The following is a 26,656-nucleotide window of genomic DNA, read 5'->3' as shown; positions in this document are numbered from 1 at the left end:
CTTGGTGGGGCGCGGGGACGCTCTCCGGAGGGCTGCGCTTGCGAATCGATTCGCTCGGATCGTAGGTCGGAGACTCACTCATGTCAATGAGATGACGCTCCGGTGAAGCGGCTGTTTCCCAGCGCTACCTGACGGGCGTGGCAACCACCCTTGACCTCCGAGCGCGGACGGTCCTATCTTCGTGCGAACCGTTTCGTCGAATCGGTTCGCCTCATGGTCGGACGTGCTCCGGCCCGCGACGGTCAACCCACGACACCCCACCACACGATCGAGTTGAAGTGAGGCAGCACATGACACGACTCAACCGACGGCGGCGACTGGCCGCCGTGGCCCTGATAGCACTCGCCGCCGTGACGACCAGCGCCTGCTCGTCGTCGTCCGGGGGCTCCGGCGGCGACGACGGCGGCGCCTACCTCGTCTGGGACCCGTACCCGCAGTTCGCCGACGACTCCGACTGGGTCGCCCTGCTCAAGAAGTGCGGAACCTCGGCGGGCGTGACGGTCGAGCGGACCGGCTACGACACCACCGACCTGACCAACAAGGCGCTGCTCGCGGCCCAGCAGGGCAACTCGCCGGACGTGCTGATCGTCGACAACCCGGTCATCTCGACCCTGGCCGAGGCCGGCGCGCTCACCACGACCGAGGAGAACAAGCTGGACACGTCGAGCATGGAGAAGAACCTGCTCGGCGCCGGCCAGAGCGCCGGCAAGACGTACGGGGTGCCGATCGGCGCCAACACCCTCGCGCTCTACTACAACAAGGACCTGCTGACCGCCGCCGGCGTCGACCCGGCCTCGGTCACGGACTGGACGTCGCTGACCACGGCTTTGACGAAGGTCAAGGCCAAGGGCAAGAAGGGCATCACCTTCTCCGCGATCGGCACCGAGGAGGGCAGCTTCCAGTTCCTGCCCTGGTTCTGGGGATCGGGCGCGCAGTTGACCAGCCTCGACTCGCCGCAGGCGGTGTCCGCGCTGGCGCTGTGGACGGGCTGGCTCAAGCAGGGGCTCGCTCCGAACTCCGTCATCAACAACACCCAGACCACGAGTTGGCAGGAGTTCGCCACCGGCGATTTCGCATTCGCCGAGAACGGCACCTGGCAGCTCGCCAACGCGGAGAAGCTCGGCTTCTCGTACGGCACGATCGCGATCCCGGCCAGCGCGGGTGGACCGGCCCCGGCGCCGACCGGCGGTGAGTTCGTCTCGATCCCCGTGCAGCGCAAGACGGGCCGCTACGCGATGTCGCAGAAGCTTGTCACCTGCCTGACCAGCGCCGACAACCTCCTCACCACGGACACCACGCTCTCCTACGTCGCGCCGGTGGCCGCCGTCCAGGACCGGCAGGCCACCGAGAATCCCAAGCTCAAGGTCTGGGTCGAGGCGGTCCGGGCGGCGAAGGGTCGCACGGGCGACAACCTGGGCACGAAGTACCCGAAGATCTCCGAGCCCCTGTGGACCGCCGTGCAGGCGGCCCTGAGCGGCGGGAAGTCGCCGCAGGAGGCGCTGACCGCCGCCCAGGCGACGGCCGCGAGCAAGTAAGCGCGCCGAATCGACGACATGACCCACACGACGCAGAACTCCAGTACCACGCGGAGCGACGGTGGGGCGGCCGACGCCGCCCCACCCGGCTCTGCCGCCCCTCGCACCCGCCGGCCCGGACGATGGCTGGGATGGGGCTTCCTGGCACCGACGGTCCTCTACCTGCTGGCCTTCTACGCCTACCCGCTCTATCGCAACGTCGAGCTGAGCCTGCGCGAGTACACCGTCCGGTCGTTCGTGCAGGGTGGCGCACCCTTCGCCGGCCTGGACAACTACCGCACCGTCCTGACCGACCCGGCGTTCTGGCCGACGTTGACGCACACCCTGGTCTTCACCGGCGCGTCGCTCGTCTTCCAGTTCGGCATCGGCATGGCCCTGGCGCTCTTCTTCCGCCAACACTTCCCGCTGTCGGCCACCCTGCGGGCGCTGATCATCGTGCCGTGGCTGCTGCCGCTGATCGTGTCCGCCTCGACCTGGTCGTGGCTGCTCAACAGCGACTCGGGCCTGGTCAACGCCGCGCTCGGCGTCGTCGGGATCGACCCGGTCAACTGGCTCACCTCGCCGACCTGGTCGCTCACCTCGGTGATCATCGCCAACATCTGGATCGGCATCCCGTTCAACCTGGTGGTGCTCTACAGCGGCCTTCAGGCGATTCCGGTCGAGGTGTACGAGGCGTCCGCGCTCGACGGCGCGACCGGCTGGCAACGGTTCTGGTCGATCACGTTCCCGCTGCTGCGCCCGGTCTCCGCGATCACGCTGCTGCTGGGGCTGATCTACACGCTCAAGGTCTTCGACATCATCTGGATCATGACCCGGGGCGGCCCGACCAGCTCGTCGGCCACGCTCGCCACCTGGTCGTACCGTCTCGGCTTCGGCAACCTGCTGCCCGAGTTCGGGCCGGGGGCGGCCGTCGGCAACCTGCTCATCGTGCTGGCGCTGATCGCCGGGCTCTTCTACATCCGGTTCCAACGGAGGCAGCACCTAGGATGATCACGTCACCGCGCCGGGTCTGGTGGAAGACCCTCGTCGGCCTGGTCCTGACCGGGCTGATGCTCTTTCCCGTCTACTGGATGATCAACGTGTCGTTCACCAGGGACCAGGACATGCGGGCGAGCCCGCCGCACCTGTTCCCGACCAACGGCACGCTGGACGGCTACCGGGCCGTCCTCGACCAGCAGCTGCCCTACCTGGGCACCAGTTTCGTGGTCGGGCTCGGGACGGTGGCGCTGACCGTGGCGCTCGCCGCCCCCGCCGGGTACGCGCTCGCGAAGCTGCGGCCACCCGGCGGCCCGGCGCTGAGTTTCCTGCTGCTGATCGCCCAGATGATCCCGGGGATCATCATGGCGATGGGCTTCTACGCCATCTACCTCACCCTCGGCGTCCTCAACACGCTGCCCGGCCTGATCCTGGCCGACACCACACTCGCGGTGCCGTTCGCCGTACTGATCTTCACGGCCTTCATGTCCGGCATTCCCGACGAACTGCTCCAGGCCGCCGTGGTCGACGGCGCGAGTCGACTGCGCACCTTCTGGTCGATCGTGCTGCCGGTCAGCCGCAACTCGATCGTCACGGTGTCACTGTTCGCGTTCCTGTGGTCCTGGTCGGACTTCATCTTCGCCTCGACCCTGGCCGGCGGCGGTGACCACCAGCCGATCACCCTCGGCATCTACCACTACATCGGCAACAACAACCAGCAGTGGAACGCCATCATGGCCACCGCCGTCGTCGCCTCCGTCCCCGCAGCCGTCCTGCTGATCCTGGCCCAGCGGTACGTCTCGATGGGCGTGACCGCCGGCGCCGTCAAGGACTGACCACCCGCACCACAGAAAGGCAGTCGCCACCCATGACCGTCGCCCCGTCCGGTCCGGAGTTCGCCATCCAGGACATCCCGTTCAGCTACCGAGGGTCCTGGCTCAACATCTCCCCCGTGGTCGCCGAGAAGACGTACGCCGACGACCTGCACCTGGTGTCGCACCAGACCGGGCTGCACCCGGTGCTACGCCTCTCCCCCACGGCCCCGGGCACGACGGTCGTCGCCACACCCGCGCTGTTGACCTGGCATGCCGGTCCCGGTCGGATCGACGCCGTCTACGACGGACCGGACACCCTGCGGCTCCGGGGTCGGCACCTCGGCCTGCGGATAGCCGCGGCGGCCGGCACGCTCACCCCGTTCAGCGGCACCTACCTCTACCTCGACCCGGTCGACGGCTCGCACGTGTTCACCTCCTACGAGACCGGGCGTCGCTACCGGGTCACGGTGCTCGCCGGCGCGCTGCGCCGCACCGACGGCGTCGAGGCGCTCGGCACCGCCGACCGGTCCCTGGACCTCACGGGTGACGAGCCCTGGGAGATCGCGATCGAGGAGTACGCCACCGCGCGGCGGCCCTACGCCACGACCGTCGCCTTCGACCAGGTGTGCCGCGACCGCAGCGCCGAGTTCGCCGCGTTCGTCGACGCGGTCGCGCCGTGGCGCGACGAGGACACCCCGGCCGCCGAGCTGGCCGCGTACGTGCTGTGGTCCGCCACTGTCGACCCGGCGGGGTTCGTCACCCGACCCGCCGTCCTGATGTCCAAGCACTGGATGGACAAGGTGTGGAGCTGGGACCACTGCTTCAACGCGATCGCCCTGGCGGCCGGCGAGCCCGAGCTGGCCTGGCACCAGTTCCACCTGCCCTTCGACCACCAGGACGCCGCGGGTGCCCTTCCTGACTCGGTCACCCACTCCGAGGTCCTGCACAACTACGTCAAACCCCCCATCCACGGCTGGGCGCTGCGGCACCTGCGCCGACGCCTCCCCCACCCACCGGACCGGGCGGCGCTCGCGCAGACGTACGACCGGCTGGCCCGCTGGGCCGGGTTCTGGCTGGACGCGCGCCGCGCCCCCGGTGCGGACCTGCCGCACTACCAGCACGGCAACGACAGCGGCTGGGACAACGCCACCACGTTCGACGAGGGTCGGGTCGTGCAGACCGCCGACCTGGCCGCCTTCCTCGTCTCGCAGCTGGACTGCCTGGCCGACCTCGCCACCGAGTTGGGCGTCGAGGCCGACCGGTGGTCCCGGGAGGCCGGCCGAATCCGTACGGCGATGCTCCGGGACCTGTGGGACGGTGAGCGCTTCACGGCCCGCAGCCCGCACACCGGCCAGCAGCGGACCAGCCGTAGCCTGCTCGACCTGATGCCCATCGCGCTCGGCGCCGACCTGCCCACCCCGATCGCCGACGCGCTGGCCCGGGGAGTCGAGCGCCACCTCACCACCCACGGGTTGGCCACCGAGCCGACGGACTCGGCCCACTACGCCGCCGACGGATACTGGCGGGGTCCGATCTGGGCGCCCTCCACCGTGCTGGTCGAGGACGGCCTGCGACGGGCCGGGCACACCGGGATCGCCGACGACATCAGCCAGCGCTTCCTCGCGCTCTGCGAGAAGTCGGGTTTCGCGGAGAACTTCGACGCCGAGACCGGTGCCGGCCTGCGCGACCGGGCGTACACCTGGACCGCCAGCAGCTACCTCATCCTCGCCGCCGCGCACCAGGAACGCCGAGCAGCAGGGCGGTAGCCGGGGCGGTGCGCGACCGGCCGCCACGGTCGCGGGACCGTGGCGGCGGTGGGCGGGTCAGCGGGCCCGGACCGGGCCCGTGCTGGAACGCAACGAGATGGGCGGGCTGTACAGGCGGTGCCGGGGCACGCTGCCGGGGGCCGCGATGATCTCCAGCAGCAGCGCCACCGCCTCGGCGCCCATGTCCCGCATGGGTACGTCCGCAGCCGTCAGCGGCGGGCGGAAGTCCTCCGCCCAGTGCTGTGCGGCGACCCCGGTGACCGAGAAGTCCGCCGGCACGGACAGCCCGGCGCCGGTCAGCGCGCGCTGCATGCCGGGAAGCGCCGCCTCGTTGATGGTGGCCACCGCCGTGACCTCCGGATGCGTCGCCAGCAACTGCTCCACGCACGCCTCGCCGGAGGCGGAGTCGTCACCGCAGCACACGTCGACGCCGGCGAGGCCCCGTTCGGCCACCGCCGCCTGGAAGCCGGCCAGGGCGCGATGGCTGGGGCCGTACCCCGCCGCCACCAGCTCGGCGGATCGGTTCACCAGCGCCACGTGCCGGTGCCCCAGGTCGGCCAGGTGGTGCACGCAGCGCGCGATCAGCCCGGCGTAGTCGATGTCGACCCAACTCATGCCGTGCGCCTCGGCCGTCCGGCCGATCGTGACGAACGGCAGACCCGTACGGGCCAGCCGCGTCACGCGGTCGTCCTCCAACCGGATCTCCATCAACACGACGCCGTCGACGCGACGCCCGGAGACGATCCGCTCGAACGAGCGGTCGTGGTCGCCCCCCGACGGCGACAGCAGCACGTCGAGGTCATGGCGGGCGGCGGCCTCGACGACGCTGGCGACGAAGCCCAACTGCATGTCGGTCAACCGCTGACTCGCCGGCGGGATCACCAACCCGAGGGTGCGGGTACGCCCCTCCTTCAGGGCACGGGCGCTGGCGTTCGGCCGGTAGTCCAGCTCGTCGATGACCGCCTGGATCCGCTGCCGGGTCGCCTCCGACACCGTTCGCTTGCCGCTCAACACGTACGACACCGTGCTGCGGGACACTCCCGCGCGCCGGGCGATCTCCCCGATGTTCATACGCCCCCTCGAATCGACTCCTGCCCCGACGGGACGCGCCCAGCTCCGGTTTCCGAGCATAAGCGTTCCGCGAGCGGCCCCGGACGCCCCGTCCGGCTCATCCCGGACGCCCCAGCCGGTCAGGAATCAAGAAGCACCCGCGCGTCCTTCCGGCCTAGCCTTTTCCCAGGTGGCCGGCACGACGCCGCGCCATGACGAGCGAGAGGGAGCCCGACATGTCCGCGAAGTCCTCCAACACCGACTCCGACGGCTTCAGCGCCGAGGAGCGTGCCGCGATGAAGGAGCGTGCGGCCGAACTGCGCGCCGAGGGCAAGAAGGGCGCCAAGAAGGCCGACGGGTTGCAGGCGGTCCTCGACCGCATCGCGCAGATGGCGCCCGACGACCGCGCGCTCGCGGAGCGCGTGCACGTGGCGGTGACCACCGCAGCGCCGGAGCTGTCGCCGAAGACGTGGTACGGGATGCCCGCGTACGCCAACGCCGCCGACAAGATCGTCGTCTTCTTCCAGGACTCCGGCAAGTTCAACTACCGGTACTCGACACTGGGCTTCCAGGACGCGGCGAACCTCGACGACGGCGACCTCTGGCCGGTGTCGTACGCCCTGCGGACGTGGAGCCCCGAGGTGGAGAAGCGGGTCGTCGAGCTGGTCCGAGCGGCGGTCTCCTGATCCGCGGCTCTGGTACGCCGTGCGTCCACCGACGATGATCGGTACGTGTCGTTCTGGGAGTTCGTGACGCGCGTCGGCGTACCGCTGATCGTCGTCGTCGGGGCCGCGGTGATCGCGGTCGGCGCGTTCACCGACCCGCCGGAGACCTTCTCCTGGCCGCGCGGCTGGCAGTGGGCGTGGGTGGGGCTGTGGCTCATGGCGAGCGGTGAGGCGGCGTTCGGCACCGAGCGACCGTGGTCCGAGCGTGTCTGGAAGGGCGCCGCAGCCCTGCTCGTCGCGGTGGCCTCTCTGGTCGCCGTCTGGCGGCACCAGCGGTGGCGCAGGCGGGCCGGGCGCACCGACGGCGACCCGGCACCGTAGCCGGCGCACGGGCGGCGACGCGGTGCAGAAGCTGGCCGGCCACCCGTCGCCGGCGGAGGCGGTGCCGCTGCACGGCGACGGGCGACACGCCCCCACCCACCGTCGACGCGGGGCCGACGGCTGGCGGGGGCGCAACTCGGCGCGTCAGGTGGTCGTGCAGGTGATCTCGGTCGGCGGGTTGTTGGTGCCCGTCGCGGTGCCGATGAAGCCGAACGTGGTGGAGCCACCGGCCGGCAACGCCCCGTTGTAGTCGACGTTCGTCACCCGCACGCTCGCACCGCTCTGCGTGTGCGTGCCACCCCAGATCTGGCTGATCACCTGCCCGTTGGGGAAGGCCCAGGAGACCGTCCAGCCACGGATGGGCGTCGCGCCGGCGGTCACCGTAACCGAGGCCTGGAAGCCGCCCGACCACGAGTTCGTCACCGTGTACGTGGCCCGCGCGCCGGACGGCGAGGGCGTGCTCGACACGGTCGGCGTCGGCGTCGGGATCGGGCTCGGTGTGTCGGTCGGACTCGGGGTCGGCGAGACGGTGGGCGAGGGCGTGCTGCTCAGCGTCGGTGACGGTGTGACACCGGGCCGCGCCGCGCGGTAGGTGTGACCGGCGCGGACGGCGAGTTGCACCACATCCGTCTCGGGTCGGGTGGTGCTGGGCGTGCTGCCGTCGGTGACGTCGACGAGGGTGAAGGACCCGGTGAAGAGGCGGGCGCGCAGGCGTACGGTGCCGTCCCGGTCGGCGCGGACGCTGATCTCGTCGGCCTGCCCGCTGGTCCAGGCCACGCCGACGGTGTATCCGCCCCGGCCGCGCAGGCCCGCGACCTGGCCGGTGGGCCAGGCGCTCGGCAGCGCGGGGAGCACGTGCAGCTCGCCGTTGTGGCTGTGCAGCACCATCTCGGCGATGCCGGAGGTCGCACCGAAGTTGCCGTCGATCTGGAACGGCGGGTGCAGGTCGAACATGTTCGGCGCGAGCCGGTCGGTGCGTACCAGGTCCTTCAGGAGCTTGTGGGCGCGGGCGCCGTCCTCCAGGCGGGCCCAGTAGTTGATTTTCCAGGCCAGGGACCAGCCGGTCCCGTCGTCGCCGCGCAGTTCCAACGTTCGGCGTGCGGCCTCGTAGAGCTGCGGGGTGCCGCGCTTGGTGATCTGGTTGCTCGGATGCAGGCCGTAGAGGTGGGAGACGTGCCGGTGGTTCCGCTCGGTCTCGACCCAGTCGGCGAGCCACTCCTGGATGTTGCCGCGGGAGCCGACCCGCGACGGCGCCAGCCGGTCCCGTGCCGTGCGCACCTGGGAGCGGAACGTGGTGTCGACACCCAGCACCTCACTGGCCCGGGCCGCGGCGTCGAACAGGTCACGCAGGATCTGGTTGTCCATGGTGGGGCCCGCGCAGACGCTGGCGTTCGAGTGGTGCGGCAGCTCCGGCGAGTTCGACGGGTTGGTCACCAGGTAACCGAGCGTCGGGTGGGCGACCAGGGTATCGAGGAAGAACTGGGCGGCACCCTTGAGCGCCGGGTAGTTGGCCTGGAGGAAACCGGCGTCACCGGTGAACAGGTAGTGCTCCCAGATCAGGCTGGCCAGCCAGGCGCCGCCGGTCTGCCACATGCCCCACAGCGCCCCGTCGACGACCGAGGCGCCCCGCCACGCGTCGGTGTTGTGGTGGGTGACCCAGCCACCCGCGCCGTACTGCGCCTGGGCGACACGCGCCCCGGTGACCGTGAGGTCCTTGATCATGTCGAACACCGGAAGGAAGCACTCGGCGAGGTTGGTGGTGTCGGCGGGCCAGTAGTTCATCGGCAGGTTGGCGTTGATGGTGTACTTCGAGTCCCACGGCGGCGTCATCGAGTCGTTCCAGATGCCCTGGAGGTTCGCCGGCTGGGTGCCCGGCCGCGAGGAGGAGATCAGCAGGTACCGCCCGAACTGGAACAGCAGGGCGGAGAACTGGGGATCGTTCGTGCTCGCGTGCTGGGCGATCCGCACGTCGGTCGGCTGGTCGGCCGCGGCCGTACGCCCCAGGTCGATCGTCACCCGGTTGAACAGGGCCTGGTAGTCGGCGAGATGGCGACTGCGCAGCTGGTCGAGGCTCGCCCCACGGGCGGCGCTGAGGCGGGTGCGCGCAATGCCCTGGTAGTCGCCGTTGACCGTGCGGTAGTTGACATAGCTGGAACCGATCGAGATCAGGACGGTCACGCTCGTGGCACCCGAGACGCGTAGGGTGCCGCCGGAGCTGCTGACCGTGCCGCCCGTCGCGGTGGCGTTGGCCAGCCCGAGGAAACGCACCGAGCCGTTGACGCCCTCCATGGCGCCGGAGATGCCGTCGACCGCGATCGTGGCGGCGTCGGGGCTCGACATCGTCGTCCGCTGTGGGCTGTCGAAGGTCGCGTTGAACGTGATCGAGTTGGCGCGATCGGCGGTCAACCGGAGCACGATCACCGAGTCGGGGGCACTGGCGAACACCTCACGCTGGTACCGGACACCGTTGAGCACGTACGTCGTGGTGACGGTGGCGGTGGTGAGGTCGAGCGTCCGGTTGTACTGCGACGCGCCGCTGGCGGAACCGAAGGCGAGACGGAGGTTGCCCACGAGCTGGTAGGCGAGCTGTCCGCCGGGGTTGCCCATCATCGTCTGGTTGATCAGATCCTGCGCCGACGTCCACTGGTCGGCGAAGACGCGCCGCCGGATCTCGGCGAGGTTGGCCGCGCCGCGGGTGTTCGCGGAGTCGTACGGACCGCCGGCCCAGACGGTGTCCTCGTTGAGCTGGAGCCGTTCGGTGTCGACGTTGCCGAACACCATGGCGCCGAGGCGTCCGTTGCCGATGGGCAGCGCGCGGAGCCAGTCGGTGCCGGCCGGCTCGTCGTACCACAGAGCCAGGTCGTTGGCGGCGAGCACCTGTGGCGGCGCGACCGAACCGGCGCGGGCGACGGCGGACCACGCGACCGGTAGCAGCGCGGCGCCGGCGCCCGCAGCACCGGCCCGCAGCACGTTTCTTCGTGTCACTTCAGACATGGTCTCTCCAATCTGCGCAGGCCAGAGACCTCACGCAGGTGGGACGGCGCCGCTGGAGGCACCGCCGGAATTGGCGCTATGGCGGGGACGTGCCCACGGCCGGTTTGCCGTTCGAGTCCTGGCGGGGACGATCGGCGGCGGCCGGGGACGCGTGGTGGGCGCTTGCTGTTAGCGTTAACAGGTGCGGCCCGCTCGCACCGTTCGGCAACGTTCACAGCCGTGGCCCGGCGTGCCGGGCTCCCGGCGGCGCGCCATGCATCCTCCATAGACCTTCGTAGATGACAGCGCTGCGCGTCAATAGGTGTCGGTCATGTTTCGGATCGGCGCGCAGGGGCGCGCCCACGGCGGGCCGCCCGGGCACCTTGCCATCGACGCGGCTCGTTCGTAGCATCCAGAGCCACGAGATGTTATCGCGAACAAACCGCGACATCCCGGCACCGACCGCCCGGAGGTGGCAGCTGTGTCCTCAGGCTCGTCGGCCGTTGCGGGCTACCACAACCCGGTCGTATCCGGCTTCTACCCCGACCCGAGCGTCTGTCGGGTCGGCGAGGACTACTACCTCGTCTGCTCGAGCTTCGAGTACTTCCCCGGGGTGCCGCTCCTGCACAGCCGGGACCTGGTCCACTGGCGACAGATCGGTAACGTCCTCGACCGTGCCAGCCAGCTGGAGATCCCGCCCGACGCCAACGCGTCCGGCGGCATCTTCGCACCGACCATCCGCCACCACGACGGCCGCTTCTGGGTGATCACCACCAACGTCAGCCTCGGCCGGCACCTCATCGTCACCGCGGCGGATCCCACCGGCCCATGGTCGGAGCCGGTCTACCTCGACCTGCCCCACGTCGACCCGTCCCTGGCCTGGGACGATGACGGCACCTGCTGGCTGACGACCTCGGGAGTGGACGGCTACCGGATCGACCCGGACACGGGCCGGGTGCTAGAGGGACCGATCGCGCTCTGGTCCGGCACCGGAGGGCAGTACCCGGAGGCGCCGCACCTGTACCGGATCGGCGAATGGTGGTACCTGCTGCTCTCCGAGGGCGGCACGCACACCGGCCACGCCGTCTCGGTTGCCCGGTCCCGCAGCCCTCGGGGGCCGTTCGAGCCCGCGCCGACCAACCCGATCCTCACCCACCGGAGCACAGACCTCCCCGTCCAGGCGGCCGGGCACGCCGACCTGGTGCAGGCCACGGACGGCAGTTGGTGGATGATCCTGCTGGGGATCCGGCCGAAGGGCCAGTGGCCGCCCTTTCACGTGCTCGGGCGCGAGACGTTCCTCGTGCCGGTCCGCTGGGTCGACGGCTGGCCCGTTGTCGACCCCGTCCGAGAGATCACCGCCGCACCCGCCGGCAGCCCGCCGGCCCTGGCCGCCCCACCCGACCCGGGCGCGCACCGCGACGACTTCGACACGACCAGCCTCGCACCCGGATGGGTTTCGCCCCGCTCCCGTCCCGACGCGGCCTGGTCGTTGACCGAGCGGCCTGGATGGCTCACCCTGCACGCCACCGGTACGACGCTGGACCGCGCCGGCGCGACGATCGTGGCGGCCCGCCAACGCCATCATGACTGCCGCGCCAGCGTGCGGGTGGATCCGGACGGCGGCACGGCCGGGCTCACCCTGCGCATCGACGAGGCGCACCACTACGACATCGAGGTCCAGGACGTCGTCGTCCGCGTCGTCGGCCGGGTGGGACCGTTCCGGCAGGTCTTCGCGACCCTCGACGTACCCGGTGGTCCGCTCGTCCTGACGATCACCACCCGGACCCACGATCTCTACCCGCCGACCGTGACGTCCACGGCCGACCTCACCGTCACCGACGAACCCTTCGGGGTACGCCCCGCCGCCAGCGACATGATCACGTTCGAGGTGGAGACCGCGGACGGCCACGTACTGCTGGCCGAACTCGACGGGCGGTACCTCTCCACCGAGGTCGCCGGCGGCTTCACCGGCCGGGTCATCGGCATGTACGTGACCGACGGCGTCGCGGCCTTCGACTGGTTCGACTACCGTCCGGTGGCGCGTCCGCCCGGCTGAACGACCGGCGCCGCGACCGTAGACTCGCCGTGTGAGCGACGAGAGCCGGCGGCGCCGCCCCCGCATACCGCGGCGCGGTGACCTGCCCGTCGCCACGATCGCCGAGCTCGCCGGAGTGTCCCCTCCGACGGTGTCCAAGGTCCTCAACGGTCGCACCGGCGTGGGTGAGCAGACCCGGCAGCGGGTGGAGGCGCTGCTCCGCGACCACGGCTATCGCCGTCCCGAGGACGCCGCGAGAACACTCTGCATCGAGGTGCTCTTCCACCACATGCTGCCCTCGATCGCCCTGGAGATCCTGCGCGGCATCCAGGAGGTCGCCGACTCGCGGGACTGCACCGTCGGCTTCGTCGACCTCCGTCACCGCGTGGAGGCGGGGCTGCCCTGGATGGAGCCCCTGCTGCTGCGCCATCCGACCGCCGTCATCGCGGTCTGCTCGCTCGTCACCGCCGAGCACGGCCGACAGTTGGCCAGCATGGGCATACCGCTCGTCGCCATCGACCCGGGCGGCGAACTCTTCCCCACCCCCGCCGTCGGCTCGAACAACTGGAGCGGTGCCCTCGCCGCCACCCGGCACCTTCTCGACCTCGGCCACCGGCGGATCGGAGTGCTCACCGGGCCGGTGCAGGACCTGGCCGCACGGGCTCGCCTGGACGGCTTCCGGGCCGCCCTGGACCACGCCGGCATCTCCTTCGACGACAGCCTCGAACGGCAGGGGGTGTTCAGCTTCGTGGCCGGCCGTGACCTCGGGCGCGAGTTGCTGACACGGGCCGAGCCACCCACCGCCCTCGTCTGCGGCAACGACCTCCAGGCCCTCGGCGTCTACGCGGCGGCCCACGACATCGGCCTGCGAATCCCCGAAGATCTCAGCGTCGTCGGCTTCGACGACGTGGACCAGGCGACCTGGACGTCACCACCGCTGACCACGGTGCGGCAGCCGTTCACCGAGATCGGGGCCACCGCCGCTCGACTCGCGTTGACGCTGGCCGACGGCCACACCCTCCCGCAGGAGCGGTACGAACTCGGCACGGCGCTCGTCGTCCGGGGCAGCACCGGACCGCCCAGCATTCGGTAGCAGGGCGGTCGGGCAGCGGGTCACGAAGAGGCCGATTTTTTTCGGCGGCCATGTCGAGAAACCACACCCGGCGTCGTCCCCGGGGTGAACGTGACCAGAACGGGTCACGCGAGCGAGGAGGAGCACGACGATGGCGAAGTACCTGCTGCTGAAGCACTACCGGGGTGGTCCGGCCGGGCTGAACGACGTACCGATGGACCGGTGGACGCCGGAGGAGATCTCGGCGCACGTGCAGTACATGCGCGACTTCGCGGCCCGCCTGGAGGAGAGCGGTGAGTTCATCGAGGGCCAGGCGCTCGCCCCCGAGGGGGAATGGGTCCGCTACGACGGGGAGGGACGCCCCCCGGTCACCGACGGCCCGTTCGCGGAGACCAAGGACCTCATCGCCGGGTGGATGGTGATCGACGTCGACAGCTACCAACGCGCCGTCGAGCTGGCGGGTGAGCTGTCGGCCGCGCCGGGCGCCGGTGGGAAGCCGATCCACGAGTGGCTCGAGCTGCGCCCGTTCCTCACCGAACCGCCCACCATCACGGAGTGACCTCCGCGATGGACCTGGCACTGCTCCGGAGCCTCACGCCGAGCGTGCTCGCCGTTCTCGTCCGCCGCGGAGCCGACTTCGCGGCGGCCGAGGACGCCGTGCAGGACGCGCTGGTGGAGGCCGTCCGCGTCTGGCCGGCCGACCCGCCACGGGATCCGAAGGGCTGGCTGATCACCGTGGCCTGGCGTCGGTTCCTCGACACCGCCCGCGCGGACGCCGCCCGTCGTCGTCGGGAGGACGTCGTCGACGCCGAGCCGACGCCGGGCCCCACGACCGCCGTGGACGACACTCTCCAGCTCTACTTCCTCTGCGCCCACCCGTCGCTGACGCCGTCGTCCGCCGTCGCGCTCACGTTGCGCGCCGTCGGGGGACTGACCACCCGGCAGATCGCCCGCGCCTACCTGGTGCCCGAGGCGACCATGGCGCAGCGCATCAGCCGGGCCAAACGCACCGTCTCCACCGTTCGGTTCGACCAGCCCGGCGACGTCACCACCGTGCTGCGCGTCCTCTATCTGGTCTTCAACGAGGGCTACACGGGTGACGTCGACCTCGCCGCCGAGGCCATCCGGCTGACCCGGCAGCTCGCGGCGGCGATCGACCACCACGAGGTGGCGGGACTGCTCGCCCTCATGCTGCTGCACCACGCCCGCCGTGCCAGCCGGACCGCGCCCGACGGGAGCCTGGTGCCGCTCGCGGAGCAGGACCGTGGCCGATGGGACACGACCGCCATCGCCGAGGGCGTCGACATCCTCCAGACCGCCCTCGCCCGCGACCGGCTCGGCGAGTTCCAGGCCCAGGCCGCCATCGCGGCACTGCACGCCGACGCGCCCACCGCCGAGGAGACCGACTGGGTGCAGATCGTCGAGTGGTACGACGAACTCGCGCGCCTCACCGACAGCCCCGTCGTCCGGCTCAACCGTGCCGTGGCGGTCGGCGCGGCCGACGGGGCCCGAGCCGGGCTGGCAGCCCTCGCCGGGTTGGACGACTCGCTGCCGCGTTACTCGGCGGTGGCCGCGTACCTGCACGAACGCGACGGCGACCGGGCGAGGGCGGCCCGCCTCTACGCCGAGGCGGCTCGTAAGGCGGCCAACCTCGCCGAGCGTGACCATCTGACCCGCCAGGCCGCCCGCCTCAACGACCACCGGCGGCGCTGACGGGTCGCACGACCCGCCTCAGGCGCTCGGCAGCGGCGCGTACCACTGCGCGCCGCTCACCCGGACCCGCTGCGACTGCTTGCGGTTCCATTCCACCCGCATGCCGTGGCGGCGCAGCACCGGGAAGGCGACCTCGTCCAGCAGGCGTTCCAGGTCGGCCTGGTAACGGGCCTGCTGCTCGACCTCCGGCAGGGCCGAGTAGGCGGCCTCTTCAAAATCCACTGGCGGGTAGGCCCCGTAGCCGAGGTAGACCTCGCCGTTCTCGCTCGCGAGCAGCGACTCCGTGTCCTGCTGGTGGAACCACAGGTAGCCCTGCCAGTGCCGGGAGTCTTCGCGCTCGTCGTGGATCTCCGCGGACGCGCAGGTGCCGCAACAGCTGAAGTTCTCTCGGGCCAGCACGCCGGCCTCGTTGAGCTCGGCGAACGCTCGGGTGAGGTTGCTGCGGACCGCGCCCCAGCCGCGCTGCTGCTCGCGCCGGAGGGCCAGCGCCGTCTCGTACGCCGACGTGAGGTCCTCGGCGGTGGCGCCGTGTCGATCGTCGTCGTCGTCGAGGTAGTCCAGGAAGTCGCCGGGTTCGTCGTAGCCACGGACGATCCAGTCCCAGATCTCGGCCTCGATCTCGCCGCGGCCCGGCTCGGCGACTCGATCGGTCAGGAAGCGGACGCCCTCGGGGCGATCGTTGTAGGTCCATCCATCCACGGCGAAGATCCTTGCAGCGACCTCCGACTGTCCGGGACGCGACGTGCGGGACCGTCCGGCCCCGCCGTCCTCGGGCGGCGGGGTCGGACGGGCCGGTCGCGTCCGGTCAGCCGTTCAGGGTGGCCAGCAGCGCGGCGCTCATGCCCTGTTCGCCACGGGCGTTCGGGTGGAAGGGCGCGGCGGAGTTCTGCGGCACCAGCCCCTCGATCCAGCGGGTTCCGCTGCTCTTGCACGTGTCCCGACCGATCGACGGCGTGTAGACGTCGGCGTAGGTGGCGCCGTTCGCGCCGGCGGCGCTGGCCAGCATGGCGTTGAGCGACTTCTCGACACCGCGCAGGTACGGCACGTCCTGGTAGGCGATCGGGACGACGGGCCAGCAGCCGTACCCGCTGTCGGGCAGGATCGCCGGATATCCGAGGACGACGACCCGCGCGCTGGGCGCAGCCCGGCGGATCGCCTGCAGCACGGCGGTCACCTTCGGCACCGTGGCCGCGATACGGGCCTGCAACTGGTCGGTGCCGCCCGCGGTGTACCGGTTCTTGCACGGCGAACCGAGGGGACTGCTCAGGCTCGCCTCCGCGCACTCGCCGATGATGCCGGAGAAGCCGATGTCGTTGCCGCCGATCTGTACCGTCACCAGCGCGGTGCTCGACGTGACCGCGTTGAGCTGCGGTGGGACGTTGATGCCCAGTTGGCCGCTGCCGCCGTGGAGAATGTCGTCCGTCGTGGCGCCGGAGCAGCTCACGTCCGCGAACGACGTCGAGCCGGCGGCCGCGGCCACCAGCGAGGGATAGTTGCGGTTCGACCGCAGGCAGTTGAGGTCGACCTGGGTGGGGATCAACGGACCCGCGGTGTACGAGTCTCCCAGCGCGACGTAACGGCCGGTGGGGACCGCGGCGCTGGCGGGCGTGGCGACGGCGAGCAGGACACCGGCGGTGGCCGCGGCGAGTGCGGCCAGTCGGGTGGCTGCGCGCAGGAGCGGCAGGCGGGGACGGGGCATGACGCCTCCCAGGGGAGATCGCGGTGGTGGTGGTGGTGGTGGTGCCGAGATCCTGTCGCCGCCGCCGAGCGGGGTCAATATAGATGACCCTCACTAAATAATGTCCCACAGTGTGGGTCGGGAGGGCTGCGGGGTGGGCTCCGACCTGTCGAGATCCGCGCCGGACACCGGCTGTATTGACGGCATGTGTCGTGCGAGTTAAATTGGCATCGATCTATGTCATCGGCTCCTGTGGACGGCAGTGGGCCCTCGCCGTCAACCACCGCAAGGAGCGCACGTGCTCAAACGAAGAATCGCCCTACTGCTTCCCACAATCCTTGCGGCTGCCCTCGGCACCGCGGTGGTCAGCGGCGCGATGGTGCTCACCACCCCCCAACCCGCGGAGGCGTTGGAGAACGGGCTGGCCCGCACACCGCAGATGGGCTGGAACGACTGGAACGCGTTCGGCTGCAACGTCAACGAGACGCTCATTCGACAGACGGCCGACGCGCTGGTCTCCAGCGGCATGGCCGCGGCCGGATACCGCTACGTCAACATCGACGACTGCTGGTCCACCAAGCAGCGCAACGCCAGTGGGGACCTGGTCGCCGATCCGCAGAAGTTCCCGAGCGGCATCAAGGCGCTCGCCGACTACGTCCACGACAAGGGCCTCAAGCTGGGCATCTACTCCTCGGCCGGGACTCTGACCTGCGCCGGGTACCCGGCCAGCATCAACTACGAGCAACGCGACGCCAACCTCTGGGCGTCCTGGGGAATCGACTACCTCAAGTACGACAACTGCGGCGACCACCTCGGCCGGAGCGCGCAGCAGCGCTACACCGCGATGCGGGACGCGCTCGCCGCCACCAACCGGCCGATCCTGTACAGCCTGTGCAGTTGGGGCCAGGACAGCGTCTGGACCTGGGGCGCGGGAGTGGGCAACTCCTGGCGTACCACCGGCGACATCGGTGGGAACTGGAACTCCATCATGAGCATCCTGGACCAGCAGGTCGGCAAGGAGTCGTACGCCCGACCGGGCGCGTGGAACGACCCGGACATGTTGGAGGTCGGCAACGGGCCCACCGACACCGAATCCCGGGCGCACTTCAGCCTCTGGGCGCTGCTGAACGCCCCGCTGCTGGCGGGCAACGACATCCGCACCATGTCGGCGGCCACCCGCACGATCCTGACCAACACCGACGTGATCGCCGTCAACCAGGACTGGGGCGGTCAACAGGGCCGCAAGATCAGCGACTCCGGTGACCTCGAGGTCTGGCGCAAGCCGATGTCCACCGGCGGGGTGGCCACCGTCCTGCTCAACCGCGGCAGCGGCACGACCACGATCTCCACCACTGCCAGCGCGCTCGGGCTCGGCAGCGCGGGCTCGTACACCGTGCGCGACCTGTGGTCCCACACCACCTCGACGTCGACCGGCACGATCAGCGCGTCCGTGCCGGCACACGGCGCCGCCATGTTCCTGGTCAGCGGCGGTGGCACTCCCCCGCCGACCACGCCGCCGCCGACCACGCCGTCGCCGACCACGCCGCCGCCGACCACTCCCCCACCGACCACGCCGCCGCCGAGCGCGACGTCGACGATCCGCAGCACGTCCGCCGGCCGGTGCCTGGACGTCAACGGCGCGTCCCAGACGAACGGCGCCACCGCCATCATCTGGGACTGCCACGGCCAGGCCAACCAGTCCTGGACCTCGACAAGTGCCCAGGAACTGCGGGTCTACGGAGGCAAATGCCTCGACGTCAACAACGCCGGCACCGCCAACGGGACATCGGTGATCATCTGGGACTGCCACGGCCAGGCGAACCAACAGTGGCGCTTCAACGCCGACGGCTCGATCACGGCGGTCGCCTCGGGCCGCTGCCTGGATCTGGTGGGCAACGGTACGGCGAATGGCACGCGCGCCCAGATCTGGGACTGCAACGGCGCAGCCAGCCAGCGGTGGAGCCGCAGCTGAGCAACCGTCCCCGCTAGGCGGGGGCAGGGCCTGGACCGGCCGGGCACGTCCGCGGGCACCGACCCGCGCGTCGCCCGGCCGGCCCACGCCGCCCATGCTCACCCCTGCGACACCCGTGGAACGTCCGACGCATAGCATTGCCACGGATCGGGACGGCTCTGCTGAAACGAGGCGACATGCGTTGGCTCCAGCGGTTGCTGGGCGGCGGGCGGGTCCAACTCGACCCGGAGCGGCAGCAGACGCTGCTGCGCAACCTCCAGCACGGATACGGCGCACACACGCGGGTTCCGTTTCCCGCGCAGGTCGAAGCGGCGACCAGCATGTTGGGCGGCGACGACGGCCTGGTGGTGGCGGCCCGGGTTCTCAGCCAGGTCGCCGACGAGGCACACGTGGATCTGCGGGCGCAGGCCCAGGACATCCACCGGCGGACCGGCCGGCGACTCCTGGTGCACCGGCGGAACTACCGGCCGCTGTGGATGGAGGCCGGTCCCGGCCTGCGGTGGCCGCTGTTCGCGCTGCCGTGCGGCTTCCACCCGTATGCCCAGGTGGCCGCCGCCGTCGCGGTGGTCGGCGACCGGGCAGCCCGGCTCGACCGGGTGACCGACCCGAACCCGCTGGCGACACACGTGTTCGAACTGCTCGACCTCACCACCGTCGGCTGGGAGTACGGCCGGGTGCGGGTGGACACCGACGCCGCCGCGTTCGTGGATCGACTGATCACGAGCGCCGCGCAGGTCCTCGCCGCGATGGACGACCCGCCCCGGTTGCCACCTCCGGTCCGTGCGCTCATGCGTCGCAACAACACCCTCGATGTGCACGACCCGGCCGGCCCGCGCGCGGTGGGACGAATCAACCTGGGCGCGCGGATGCGGGAACAGTTGCTGGCCTGACCGCCTACCGGCCCTGGGCGCGGGCGTTCGCGCCCAGGAAGGCGAGCAGCAGGGCAGCCGTCTCGTCGGGGTACTGCGCGTGCGGGTAGTGACCCGCGCCCTCGATGACCTCGAGCCGACCCAACCCGTCCGGCAGCGCGGCCACGATCGCCTCCCCCTCGGCCCGCGGGTCGGCCCAGTCGGGGTCGAGCGACCCCTCGATGATCAGGACCGGACAGCGGACGTTGCCCAACTGCGCGCCCGCGTCGACCGGTGCCGACCGGCCCATCCTGCGCATCGCCGCCATCCGGCCGGGCTCGCTCAGCATCGCGTCGACCCGGGTCGTGCGGGCAGCCCAGTCGGCCGGCTTGCGCCCCGGGTAGGCGACGTCGAGGTAGCTGCGCCAGAGCGCGACGCTGCCGAACAGGCCGGTGCCGAGCAGTCGGGTCATGCCCTTGCGGAAACGGGCGACCCGCAGGTCGCGCAGCTTGATCGACTGCTTGCGCGTGAACGGGGTCAGCTCGACGATGCCGCTGACCAACTCGGGTGCCTGGGCGGCGGCGATGGTGGCGGCTCCGCCGGAGATCGAGTGGCCGACCAGCACGGCCGGACCGCCCAGGTGACGGACCACCGCGAGCAGGTCGCCCGCGATGTCGGTGCGGCTGTAGGAGGGCCACCGGGCGCTCGACTCACCGCAACCCCGTAGGTCGACCGCGGCCACCCGGTAGCCGGCGGCAGCCAGGCGCGGAACGACGAAGCGATACGCCTCGCGGCTGTCACCCATGCCGTGGGCGAGGACGACGAGCGGCCCGGAGGCACCGGTCACCTCGTACGCCAGGGTGCCGCCGTCGACGTTCAGGTACTCGGTCATCGGATCCTCCGGGAGCTGGCTAATTGCTTTAGCTAGAGGCTAATACTATTAGCCTTGTTCGTCAAAGTGACATCTGCCGCAGCACCGGCGGCCACCGTCGGCGTGCTGTCAGCACGGCGGCGGGACGTCCCGAGTGATCACCCTCGCCACGTCGCCGAGGTCGTCGTCGAGCTGGTGATCGCGCCCGGGCAGCCGGTACAGCCGCGCCTGGGGCACCGCGTCCGCGTACCGGCCGGCGTGCGACGGTGGCACCGTCTCGTCCCGGAGGCCGTGGAACACCCGCACCGGCACGTCCCGCGGCAGCCGGGCGCCGAGGTCGTCCGGCAGCTCGAACTCGTCGCCGGGCCAGCCGCCCGCGCCGACGAAGGGGGCGGCGATCAGGACGATGAGCGCCAGCTCACACTCCGGTGGCCGCTCGGCGAGCGCCTGGACGAGGATCGTCCCGCCCACCGAATGGCCCACGACGACGGCACCGTCGTCCAGAGACGCGATTTCCCGCCGAATGGCCGCGCTCCAGGTGGCGTAACGCGGATCGCCCTCGTCGGGCAGGCGCGGATAGCGGACGTCGTACGACTCACCGAGCTCGCGCCGCAGGCTGTCGACCATCCGGCTGTCCCACTCGTCGTACGTGCCGGAGCCGGCGCCCTGGACGAACAGAATCTGCGTTGCCGCTGTCACGACTGCGCCCTTTCGCGCTGCGCCCGTGCCGCTTCTCGCGATTTTCATTCGCAGCGGGAACAGGGGAAAACACCACCGCTAACCGCTCCCACTTTAACGTATATCGCGTTGGGGGCCTTGCCGCAAGACCCCCATGGTGCCGCAGAATCGTCGGCCGGAGATGGAAACGAACGAAGAATCGGGGCACCAGGTGCGTGTGTTGTGCAGGACACGAGTGGTCGTACGGACCGTCCGGACCGAGGTGACGCGATGACCGACCGCTACGTGTGGGGTCTCGACGAGGTCGACGAGACGCAGATCGCGACCGCCGGAGGCAAGGGCGCCCGTCTGGGGGCGCTGTCGCGGATCGACGGCATCCGCGTACCGGCTGGCTTCTGCGTGTCGACCGACGCCTTCCGACGGGTTCTGGCCGAGGTGCCCTCGATCGAGGCTCGCCTTGAGCGGCTGTCGCGCCTGACGCCGGACGACCGGGACGCGGTCCGCGACCTCAGCACGGAGATCCGCCGGAGCATCGAAGAGACCGCCCTGCCCGACGACGTGGTGGCGGCGATCGACGGAGCCCTGCGCCAGCACGGTGCGGACACGGCCTACGCCGTCCGGTCCAGCGCCACGGCGGAGGACCTGGCGACGGCCTCCTTCGCGGGCCAACAGGACACCTACCTGAACGTCCGAGGCACGGCCGCCATCCTCGCGCACGTCCGACGGTGCTGGGCCTCGCTCTTCACCGAGCGTGCCGTCACCTACCGGCAGCGCAACGGCATCGACCATCGGACGGTCCACCTCGCGGTCGTCGTGCAGAAGATGGTGTTTCCGCAGGCGGCCGGTGTGCTGTTCACGGCCGACCCCCGCACGTCCAACCGGAGGACTGCCTCCGTCGAGGCCAGTTTCGGCCTTGGCGAGGCTCTGGTCTCCGGGCTCGTCAACCCGGACGCCTACCGGGTGCGGGACGACGCGATCATCGACAGGTCGATCGCCACCAAGCGGCTCGCCATCGACACCCTCCCGGGCGGGGGCACCGTCAGGCAGCCGATCAGCACGGACCGTCAGGGGCAGCCGGCGCTGACCGATGCCCAGGTCCTGCGGCTGGTGCGCGTGGGCCGGCGGATCGAGGCGCACTTCGGCTGCCCGCAGGACATCGAGTGGTGCCTGGTCGACGACGACCTCCACATCGTCCAGAGCCGGCCGATCACGACGCTGTTCCCCGTCCCCGCCGCCCGGGACGAGGAGAACCACGTCTACCTGTCCGTGGGGCATCAGCAGATGATGACCGACGCCATGAGGCCGTTGGGGCTGTCCATGTGGCAGCTCACGGCGATGGCGCCGATGCACGAGGCCGGGGGGAGGCTCTTCGTCGACGCCACCCGGCTCCTGGCGTCGCCCGCGGGCCGCGCCGGCTTCCTCGAGATGGCGGGCAGGTCCGATCCGTTGACCCGGGACGCGCTGGAATCCCTCCTGGAGCGCCCCGACTTCGTACCGACGCTGGCCCAGGACGGTCCCGGTGTCCCGCGGCTCGACGGCGCGCCGGCCACGATCGAGAACGATCCGGCCATCGTCGCCGAGCTGATCGAGCGCAGCCAGGCGTCTCTCGCCGCACTGCGGCGCGACATCGCGAACGTGACCGGACCGGCGCTGTTCGACTTCCTGTTCGAGGCCTTCGCCGAGCACAAGCGGCTGCTCGCCGATCCCTTGAGCATGCAGGCGATCATGGCGGGGATGGGAGCCACCTGGTGGCTCAACGACCACCTGTCCGAATGGTTGGGCGAGCGGAACGCGGCCGACACCCTCACGCTGTCCGCCCCGGGCAACGTCACGTCGGAGATGGGCCTGGCGCTGCTCGACGTCGCGGACGCGATCCGTCCGTACCCCGATGTGGTGGCCTACCTGCGGGACGTCGCCGACGACGGCTTCCTCGACGAACTGCCGAAGCTGGCGGGCGGCACGGAGGCACGCGACGCCATCAGCGCGTATCTCGACCGGTACGGCATGCGCTGCGTCGGCGAGATCGACATCACCAGGCCGCGCTGGGCCGAGCGCCCCACCACGCTCGTACCCCTGATCCTCGACAACATCAGGCTCCACGAGCCCGGCGCCGCCCGACGGCGCTTCGCACAGGGGTACGAGGAGGCGCAGCGCAAGCGCGAGGAGCTGCTGGAACGCCTACGCGCCCTGCCGGACGGGGAACACAGGGCCGACGAGACCGCAGGGATGATCGACCGGGTGCGCACCTTCATCGGATACCGCGAGTATCCGAAGTACGCGATCATCAGCCGCTACTTCGTCTACAAGCAGGCCCTGCTGCGTGAGGCCGAGCGCCTCGTCGACGCCCACGTGCTGCGCGCGAGGGACGACGTCTTCTACCTCACCTTCGCCGAGCTGCACGACGCGGTGCGGTCGCACCGGGTCGACGACGCGCTGATCCAGCGGCGGAGGGACGAGTTCCGCGCGTACCAGACGCTCACGCCGCCCCGGGTGCTCACCTCCGAGGGAGAGATCATCTCCGGGGCGTACCGACGAGACGACGTGCCGACCGGCGCGCTGGCCGGCCTCGGGGTGTCCGGCGGGACCGTCGAGGGCCGCGCCCGTGTCCTCTCCGACATGGCGGACGCCGCGCTGGAGTCGGGCGACATCCTGGTCACCGCGTACACCGATCCGAGCTGGTCGCCCCTGTTCGTCGCCGTCACGGCCCTGGTCACCGAGGTGGGCGGTCTCATGACCCACGGCGCGGTCATCGCCCGGGAGTACGGCCTCCCCGCCGTCGTCGGCGTGCCGGACGCGACCAGGCTGATCCGGGACGGACAGCGGATCCGTGTGCACGGCACCGACGGGTACGTCGAGATCCTCGACGAGTCCGACGCGGCTGTCGATCCACCGTCCGCGCGACACGTCGTAATGTAGGGGCCCCACCGAGGGGGCCGGCACACGGACGGGACCTGCGCCATGGCCAAGTACATGATTCTCATCTACGGCGACGCCCAGCAGTGGGACGCGATGACCGACGAGCAGTGGAAGACGCACGACGCCGCGCACGAGGCCTTCGTCGGAAAGGCCGGCACGCAGATCCTCGACGGGCAGCAGCTCGAGCTGGCGGCCACGGCCACCACGCTGCGCTCGGACCCGATGGGCCAGATCAGGACGACCGACGGCCCGTTCCTGGAGACCAAGGAGGTGCTCGGCGGCTACTACCTCGTCGAGGCGGCCGACCTGGACGAGGTCCTGTCGTTGGCGACGCTGCTTCCCGAGGTGCGCGCCTCGCACAGCGGCGTGGAGGTCCGCCCGGTGGTCGACCACGGCTGACGTGACCGACCGACTGACAAAGGACGAGGTCGTCGCGGCGGTAGCCCAGGCGCACCGCCGCGACTGGGCCCAGGTGTTCAGCACCACGGCCCATCTGACCCGCGACCTCGACCTGGCGGAGGAGTGCGCACAGGACGCATTCGCACAGGCCCTGGAGACCTGGACGCAGACCGGGATCCCGGACCGACCGGGCGCCTGGTTGATCACCATCGCGCGCAACCGGGCCCGCGACGTCCTACGCCGCGAATCCGTCTTTCGTCGGAAGATGCCGCTGCTCGTCGCCGACGAGACCACGCCGGGGCCGGAGGACGGCCTCGTCGACGACCGGCTGCGCCTGATCTTCACCTGCTCGCACCCGGCCCTGGCCCGGGAGGCCCAGGTCGCCCTGACGCTGCGCCTCGTGTGCGGGCTCTCGACACCCGAGGTGGCCCGTGCGTTCCTGGTGCAGCCGGCCACCATGGCCGCCCGCATCACCCGAGCGAAGAAGAAGATCGCCGCAGCGCGCATCCCGTACCGGGTGCCCGGCCCGGACCAGCTCGAAGAGCGGGTGAGCGCCGTCCTGGAGGTCGTCCACCTGATCTTCACCACCGGCCACACGGCGCCACTCGGCACCGCGCTGGTCCGTCAGGATCTGGTGGACAGCGCGATCAGCCTGGCCCGGATGCTGCACCTGCTCATGCCGACCAACGCCGAGATCAAGGCACTGCTCGCGCTGCTGCTGCTCAACGCCTCCCGCCAGAACTCCCGCACCTCGGCGGACGGGCGACTGGTGCTGCTGGCCGAGCAGGACCGCTCGCGCTGGGACCGGCAGCTCATCGCCGAGGGTCGGGGGCTGGTGGCCGACGCGCTGCGCCGTCGGCCACCGACACGGTACGCGCTGGAAGCGGCGATAGCCGCCCTGCATGCCGAGGCGCCGAGCTGGCAGGACACCGACTGGGCCCAGATCGTCGCGCTCTACGACGCCCTGTTCCGGCGCTGGCCCTCCCCCGTGGTGGAGCTCAATCGGGCCGTCGCGATCGGGCTACGCGACGGCCCGAGGGCCGGCCTCGACGCGCTGAACCCGCTGCTCGCCGATCCGACCCTCGCCACGTACGGATACCTCAGCGCCGCCCGGGCCGACTTCCTGCGCCAGATGGGGCAGTGGCCGCAGGCCCGGACGGCCTACGAGGAGGCGCTGACCCTCACCGACAACGACGTCGAGCGCGCCTTCCTCGGCGAGCGCCTGACCGAGGTGGAACGACACCTCTGACCGTCGCGCCGTGCACCGCCGGCCGGTCAGACGTCGGCCTCGACGGCGAACGTGTTGCCGTCCGGGTCCTGGAACCAGGCGATACGGCCACCACCCGCCCGCGCGGTGATCCCCTTCGCATCGTGTTCGAACTGCTCGTAGCGGACGAAGTCGACGCCCGCTGCGGTCAGTTCGTCCACGATCGCGTCGAGGTCGTCGACGTACCACGTCGCCAACGTCGCCGCGGTCGTCCCGGCGGTGACCGACTGGTAGACGTTGAGGGCCGGCCCGCCGCCGGAGGCGTAGATGCGGCTGCCGTCGACGACGTGGGCGCTGGGGGCGGATCGCAGCGCCCGCAGGCCCAGCCGGCCTTCGTAGAACGTGACCGCCCGCGCGATGTCGGACACGGCGACCGAGGCTCTGAGGTGGTGGGCGCTCAAGGGCATGACCCAGCCTGGCAGACACGGGCGGTCGTGGACGTGACGCGGGGCGGGTTCGGCGTGGCACCGGACCCGCCCCACGACGTGGGTGGTGTCAGCGTTGCAGGGTGAGCAGACCGGGGCGGTACGGCAGGAGTCCGTAGTCGCCGCCGGAGCTCGGGGAGCGGCCCTGGTAGAGGAGTTGGAGGTTGCAGGGGTCGACGGTGAAGGTCTGGTCGGCGCTAGTGCGGATCAGCTCGCCGTGGCTGATGTCGTTGGTCCAGGTGGCGCCGCTGTTGGCCTTGCCGGCGAAGGGGTTGCTCTCGGTGGCGGCCTGGGGGGTCCAGGTGCCGCCGAGGCTGGTGGCGGTGAAGGAGCGGAAGTAGCGACCCTGGCTGCCGATGGCTTCGACGAGCATGAGGTAGCGGCTCTGGCCCTGGAGCTTGTAGACCTGAACGGCCTCGAAGAGGTTGTTGGTGCTGTCGCTCATGATGGTGGTGTAGTTCGAGCCGAAGCTGCCGGGGAAGTTACCGATGGGCATGCTGGCGCGGTAGATCTTGCCGTTGTCGCCCGCGAAGAAGAGGTACATGGTGGTGTCGTCGGCGATGAGGGTCTGGTCGATGGGGCCCGTGCCGGAGCCGGAGATGCTGCCGGTGAACAGGGTCTG

At 70.8% G+C, this 26,656-nt stretch carries 23 protein-coding genes; 15 read left to right on the top strand and 8 right to left on the bottom strand.

What is annotated here, in order from left to right; translation table 11 throughout:
* Window positions 1–290: 290 nt before the first annotated feature.
* From ABZV06_RS27460 to ABZV06_RS27445, 4 genes are read left to right on the top strand one after another with little or no spacing between them, the layout of a single operon-like run.
* On the top strand, window positions 291–1,535 hold the full coding sequence (locus ABZV06_RS27460; protein ID WP_355625085.1) for an extracellular solute-binding protein: 1,245 nt from the start codon (window positions 291–293) through the stop codon (window positions 1,533–1,535).
* Window positions 1,536–1,553: 18 nt separating this feature from the next.
* Window positions 1,554–2,525, top strand: coding sequence for a sugar ABC transporter permease (locus ABZV06_RS27455; RefSeq protein ID WP_355625083.1), 972 nt, complete (start codon window positions 1,554–1,556; stop codon window positions 2,523–2,525).
* Entirely contained in the window at window positions 2,522–3,346 is an 825-nt protein-coding gene (locus ABZV06_RS27450; protein ID WP_355248330.1) for a carbohydrate ABC transporter permease, read from the top strand. Before ABZV06_RS27455 ends, ABZV06_RS27450 begins: the two co-directional genes overlap by 4 nt.
* 32 nt (window positions 3,347–3,378) lie before the next feature.
* Window positions 3,379–5,091, top strand: a complete 1,713-nt coding sequence (locus tag ABZV06_RS27445; protein WP_355248327.1) for a trehalase family glycosidase — start codon at window positions 3,379–3,381, stop codon at window positions 5,089–5,091.
* Between the two features lie 57 nt (window positions 5,092–5,148).
* On the opposite strand, the gene ABZV06_RS27440 is transcribed toward ABZV06_RS27445, so the two are convergent.
* Window positions 5,149–6,162 (bottom strand): LacI family DNA-binding transcriptional regulator, encoded by a 1,014-nt coding sequence (locus tag ABZV06_RS27440; protein ID WP_355248325.1) that lies wholly within the window; start codon window positions 6,160–6,162, stop codon window positions 5,149–5,151.
* Window positions 6,163–6,377: 215 nt separating this feature from the next.
* Between ABZV06_RS27440 and ABZV06_RS27435 the strand changes: the two genes are divergently transcribed.
* Together ABZV06_RS27435 and ABZV06_RS27430 are read left to right on the top strand one after the other, a co-directional pair.
* Window positions 6,378–6,827: a hypothetical protein gene (locus ABZV06_RS27435; protein WP_355625081.1), complete on the top strand. Its 450-nt coding sequence runs from the start codon at window positions 6,378–6,380 to the stop codon at window positions 6,825–6,827.
* Window positions 6,828–6,872: 45 nt separating this feature from the next.
* Entirely contained in the window at window positions 6,873–7,187 is a 315-nt protein-coding gene (locus ABZV06_RS27430; RefSeq protein ID WP_355625079.1) for a hypothetical protein, read from the top strand.
* A gap of 144 nt (window positions 7,188–7,331) precedes the next feature.
* Here ABZV06_RS27430 and ABZV06_RS27425 read toward each other — a convergent pair whose 3' ends face one another.
* Entirely contained in the window at window positions 7,332–10,181 is a 2,850-nt protein-coding gene (locus ABZV06_RS27425) for a glycoside hydrolase N-terminal domain-containing protein (RefSeq protein WP_355625077.1), read from the bottom strand.
* A gap of 460 nt (window positions 10,182–10,641) precedes the next feature.
* On the opposite strand from ABZV06_RS27425, the gene ABZV06_RS27420 reads away from it, so the two are divergent.
* The 4 genes from ABZV06_RS27420 (at window position 10,642) to ABZV06_RS27405 (ending at window position 14,980) form a co-directional block, all read left to right on the top strand.
* Complete coding sequence (locus ABZV06_RS27420; RefSeq protein WP_355625075.1) at window positions 10,642–12,216, top strand: glycoside hydrolase family 43 protein; 1,575 nt, start codon at window positions 10,642–10,644, stop codon at window positions 12,214–12,216.
* 31 nt (window positions 12,217–12,247) lie between these two features.
* The gene (locus ABZV06_RS27415) at window positions 12,248–13,288 is read left to right on the top strand and encodes a LacI family DNA-binding transcriptional regulator (protein WP_355625073.1); all 1,041 of its coding nucleotides are present in this window, start codon (window positions 12,248–12,250) and stop codon (window positions 13,286–13,288) included.
* A gap of 130 nt (window positions 13,289–13,418) precedes the next feature.
* Entirely contained in the window at window positions 13,419–13,826 is a 408-nt protein-coding gene (locus ABZV06_RS27410) for a YciI family protein (protein WP_355248308.1), read from the top strand.
* 8 nt (window positions 13,827–13,834) lie between these two features.
* Window positions 13,835–14,980 (top strand): DUF6596 domain-containing protein, encoded by a 1,146-nt coding sequence (locus tag ABZV06_RS27405; protein ID WP_355625094.1) that lies wholly within the window; start codon window positions 13,835–13,837, stop codon window positions 14,978–14,980.
* An 18-nt stretch (window positions 14,981–14,998) separates the two neighbouring features.
* Here ABZV06_RS27405 and ABZV06_RS27400 read toward each other — a convergent pair whose 3' ends face one another.
* The gene (locus ABZV06_RS27400; protein WP_355625071.1) at window positions 14,999–15,679 is read right to left on the bottom strand and encodes a hypothetical protein; all 681 of its coding nucleotides are present in this window, start codon (window positions 15,677–15,679) and stop codon (window positions 14,999–15,001) included.
* 106 nt (window positions 15,680–15,785) lie between these two features.
* A complete protein-coding gene (locus ABZV06_RS27395; protein WP_355248302.1) occupies window positions 15,786–16,679 on the bottom strand; it encodes an SGNH/GDSL hydrolase family protein in 894 nt (297 codons plus the stop codon).
* 277 nt (window positions 16,680–16,956) lie between these two features.
* Here ABZV06_RS27395 and ABZV06_RS27390 point away from each other — a divergent pair, with 277 nt between their 5' ends.
* Window positions 16,957–18,630, top strand: a complete 1,674-nt coding sequence (locus ABZV06_RS27390) for a lectin (RefSeq protein WP_355625069.1) — start codon at window positions 16,957–16,959, stop codon at window positions 18,628–18,630.
* Between the two features lie 176 nt (window positions 18,631–18,806).
* Window positions 18,807–19,520, top strand: coding sequence for a hypothetical protein (locus ABZV06_RS27385; RefSeq protein ID WP_355625067.1), 714 nt, complete (start codon window positions 18,807–18,809; stop codon window positions 19,518–19,520).
* Between the two features lie 4 nt (window positions 19,521–19,524).
* On the opposite strand, the gene ABZV06_RS27380 is transcribed toward ABZV06_RS27385, so the two are convergent.
* Both ABZV06_RS27380 and ABZV06_RS27375 read right to left on the bottom strand, forming a co-directional pair.
* Complete coding sequence (locus ABZV06_RS27380) at window positions 19,525–20,370, bottom strand: alpha/beta hydrolase (protein ID WP_355625065.1); 846 nt, start codon at window positions 20,368–20,370, stop codon at window positions 19,525–19,527.
* A 108-nt stretch (window positions 20,371–20,478) separates the two neighbouring features.
* Window positions 20,479–21,048 carry an alpha/beta fold hydrolase gene (locus ABZV06_RS27375; protein ID WP_355248291.1) on the bottom strand — a complete coding sequence of 190 codons (570 nt, stop codon included), beginning with the start codon at window positions 21,046–21,048 and terminating at the stop codon, window positions 20,479–20,481.
* Between the two features lie 249 nt (window positions 21,049–21,297).
* Here ABZV06_RS27375 and rph point away from each other — a divergent pair, with 249 nt between their 5' ends.
* Genes rph through ABZV06_RS27360 form a run of 3 tightly spaced genes read left to right on the top strand, consistent with a single transcriptional unit; the run spans window position 21,298 to window position 25,591 of the window.
* Complete coding sequence (rph, locus tag ABZV06_RS27370) at window positions 21,298–23,943, top strand: rifamycin-inactivating phosphotransferase (protein ID WP_355625063.1); 2,646 nt, start codon at window positions 21,298–21,300, stop codon at window positions 23,941–23,943.
* Between the two features lie 42 nt (window positions 23,944–23,985).
* Window positions 23,986–24,342, top strand: a complete 357-nt coding sequence (locus ABZV06_RS27365) for a YciI family protein (RefSeq protein ID WP_355248285.1) — start codon at window positions 23,986–23,988, stop codon at window positions 24,340–24,342.
* Between the two features lies 1 nt (window position 24,343).
* Window positions 24,344–25,591 (top strand): DUF6596 domain-containing protein, encoded by a 1,248-nt coding sequence (locus tag ABZV06_RS27360; protein ID WP_355625061.1) that lies wholly within the window; start codon window positions 24,344–24,346, stop codon window positions 25,589–25,591.
* A gap of 26 nt (window positions 25,592–25,617) precedes the next feature.
* Here the strand turns inward: ABZV06_RS27360 and ABZV06_RS27355 are convergent, their stop codons facing one another.
* Window positions 25,618–26,016: a VOC family protein gene (locus ABZV06_RS27355; protein ID WP_355625059.1), complete on the bottom strand. Its 399-nt coding sequence runs from the start codon at window positions 26,014–26,016 to the stop codon at window positions 25,618–25,620.
* 88 nt (window positions 26,017–26,104) lie between these two features.
* On the bottom strand, window positions 26,105–26,656 hold a 552-nt coding region (locus ABZV06_RS27350), incomplete at its 5' end, for a non-reducing end alpha-L-arabinofuranosidase family hydrolase (RefSeq protein WP_355625057.1).

Source organism: Micromonospora sp. NPDC005172 (assembly GCF_040608555.1).
GTDB lineage: Bacteria > Actinomycetota > Actinomycetes > Mycobacteriales > Micromonosporaceae > Micromonospora.
Note: the sequence above shows the minus strand (reverse complement) of the source record. Positions and strands in the feature narration are given on the sequence as shown.

Bases quoted from the DNA above. Each gene is read 5' to 3' on its own strand.
- ABZV06_RS27460 (WP_355625085.1), top strand. From the start codon at position 291: ATGACACGACTCAACCGACGGCGGCGACTGGCCGCCGTGGCCCTGATA.
- ABZV06_RS27455 (WP_355625083.1), top strand. From the start codon at position 1,554: ATGACCCACACGACGCAGAACTCCAGTACCACGCGGAGCGACGGTGGG.
- ABZV06_RS27450 (WP_355248330.1), top strand. From the start codon at position 2,522: ATGATCACGTCACCGCGCCGGGTCTGGTGGAAGACCCTCGTCGGCCTG.
- ABZV06_RS27445 (WP_355248327.1), top strand. From the start codon at position 3,379: ATGACCGTCGCCCCGTCCGGTCCGGAGTTCGCCATCCAGGACATCCCG.
- ABZV06_RS27440 (WP_355248325.1), bottom strand. From the start codon at position 6,162: ATGAACATCGGGGAGATCGCCCGGCGCGCGGGAGTGTCCCGCAGCACG.
- ABZV06_RS27435 (WP_355625081.1), top strand. From the start codon at position 6,378: ATGTCCGCGAAGTCCTCCAACACCGACTCCGACGGCTTCAGCGCCGAG.
- ABZV06_RS27425 (WP_355625077.1), bottom strand. From the start codon at position 10,181: ATGTCTGAAGTGACACGAAGAAACGTGCTGCGGGCCGGTGCTGCGGGC.
- ABZV06_RS27410 (WP_355248308.1), top strand. From the start codon at position 13,419: ATGGCGAAGTACCTGCTGCTGAAGCACTACCGGGGTGGTCCGGCCGGG.
- ABZV06_RS27405 (WP_355625094.1), top strand. From the start codon at position 13,835: ATGGACCTGGCACTGCTCCGGAGCCTCACGCCGAGCGTGCTCGCCGTT.
- ABZV06_RS27395 (WP_355248302.1), bottom strand. From the start codon at position 16,679: ATGCCCCGTCCCCGCCTGCCGCTCCTGCGCGCAGCCACCCGACTGGCC.
- ABZV06_RS27385 (WP_355625067.1), top strand. From the start codon at position 18,807: ATGCGTTGGCTCCAGCGGTTGCTGGGCGGCGGGCGGGTCCAACTCGAC.
- ABZV06_RS27380 (WP_355625065.1), bottom strand. From the start codon at position 20,370: ATGACCGAGTACCTGAACGTCGACGGCGGCACCCTGGCGTACGAGGTG.
- rph (WP_355625063.1), top strand. From the start codon at position 21,298: ATGACCGACCGCTACGTGTGGGGTCTCGACGAGGTCGACGAGACGCAG.
- ABZV06_RS27365 (WP_355248285.1), top strand. From the start codon at position 23,986: ATGGCCAAGTACATGATTCTCATCTACGGCGACGCCCAGCAGTGGGAC.
- ABZV06_RS27355 (WP_355625059.1), bottom strand. From the start codon at position 26,016: ATGCCCTTGAGCGCCCACCACCTCAGAGCCTCGGTCGCCGTGTCCGAC.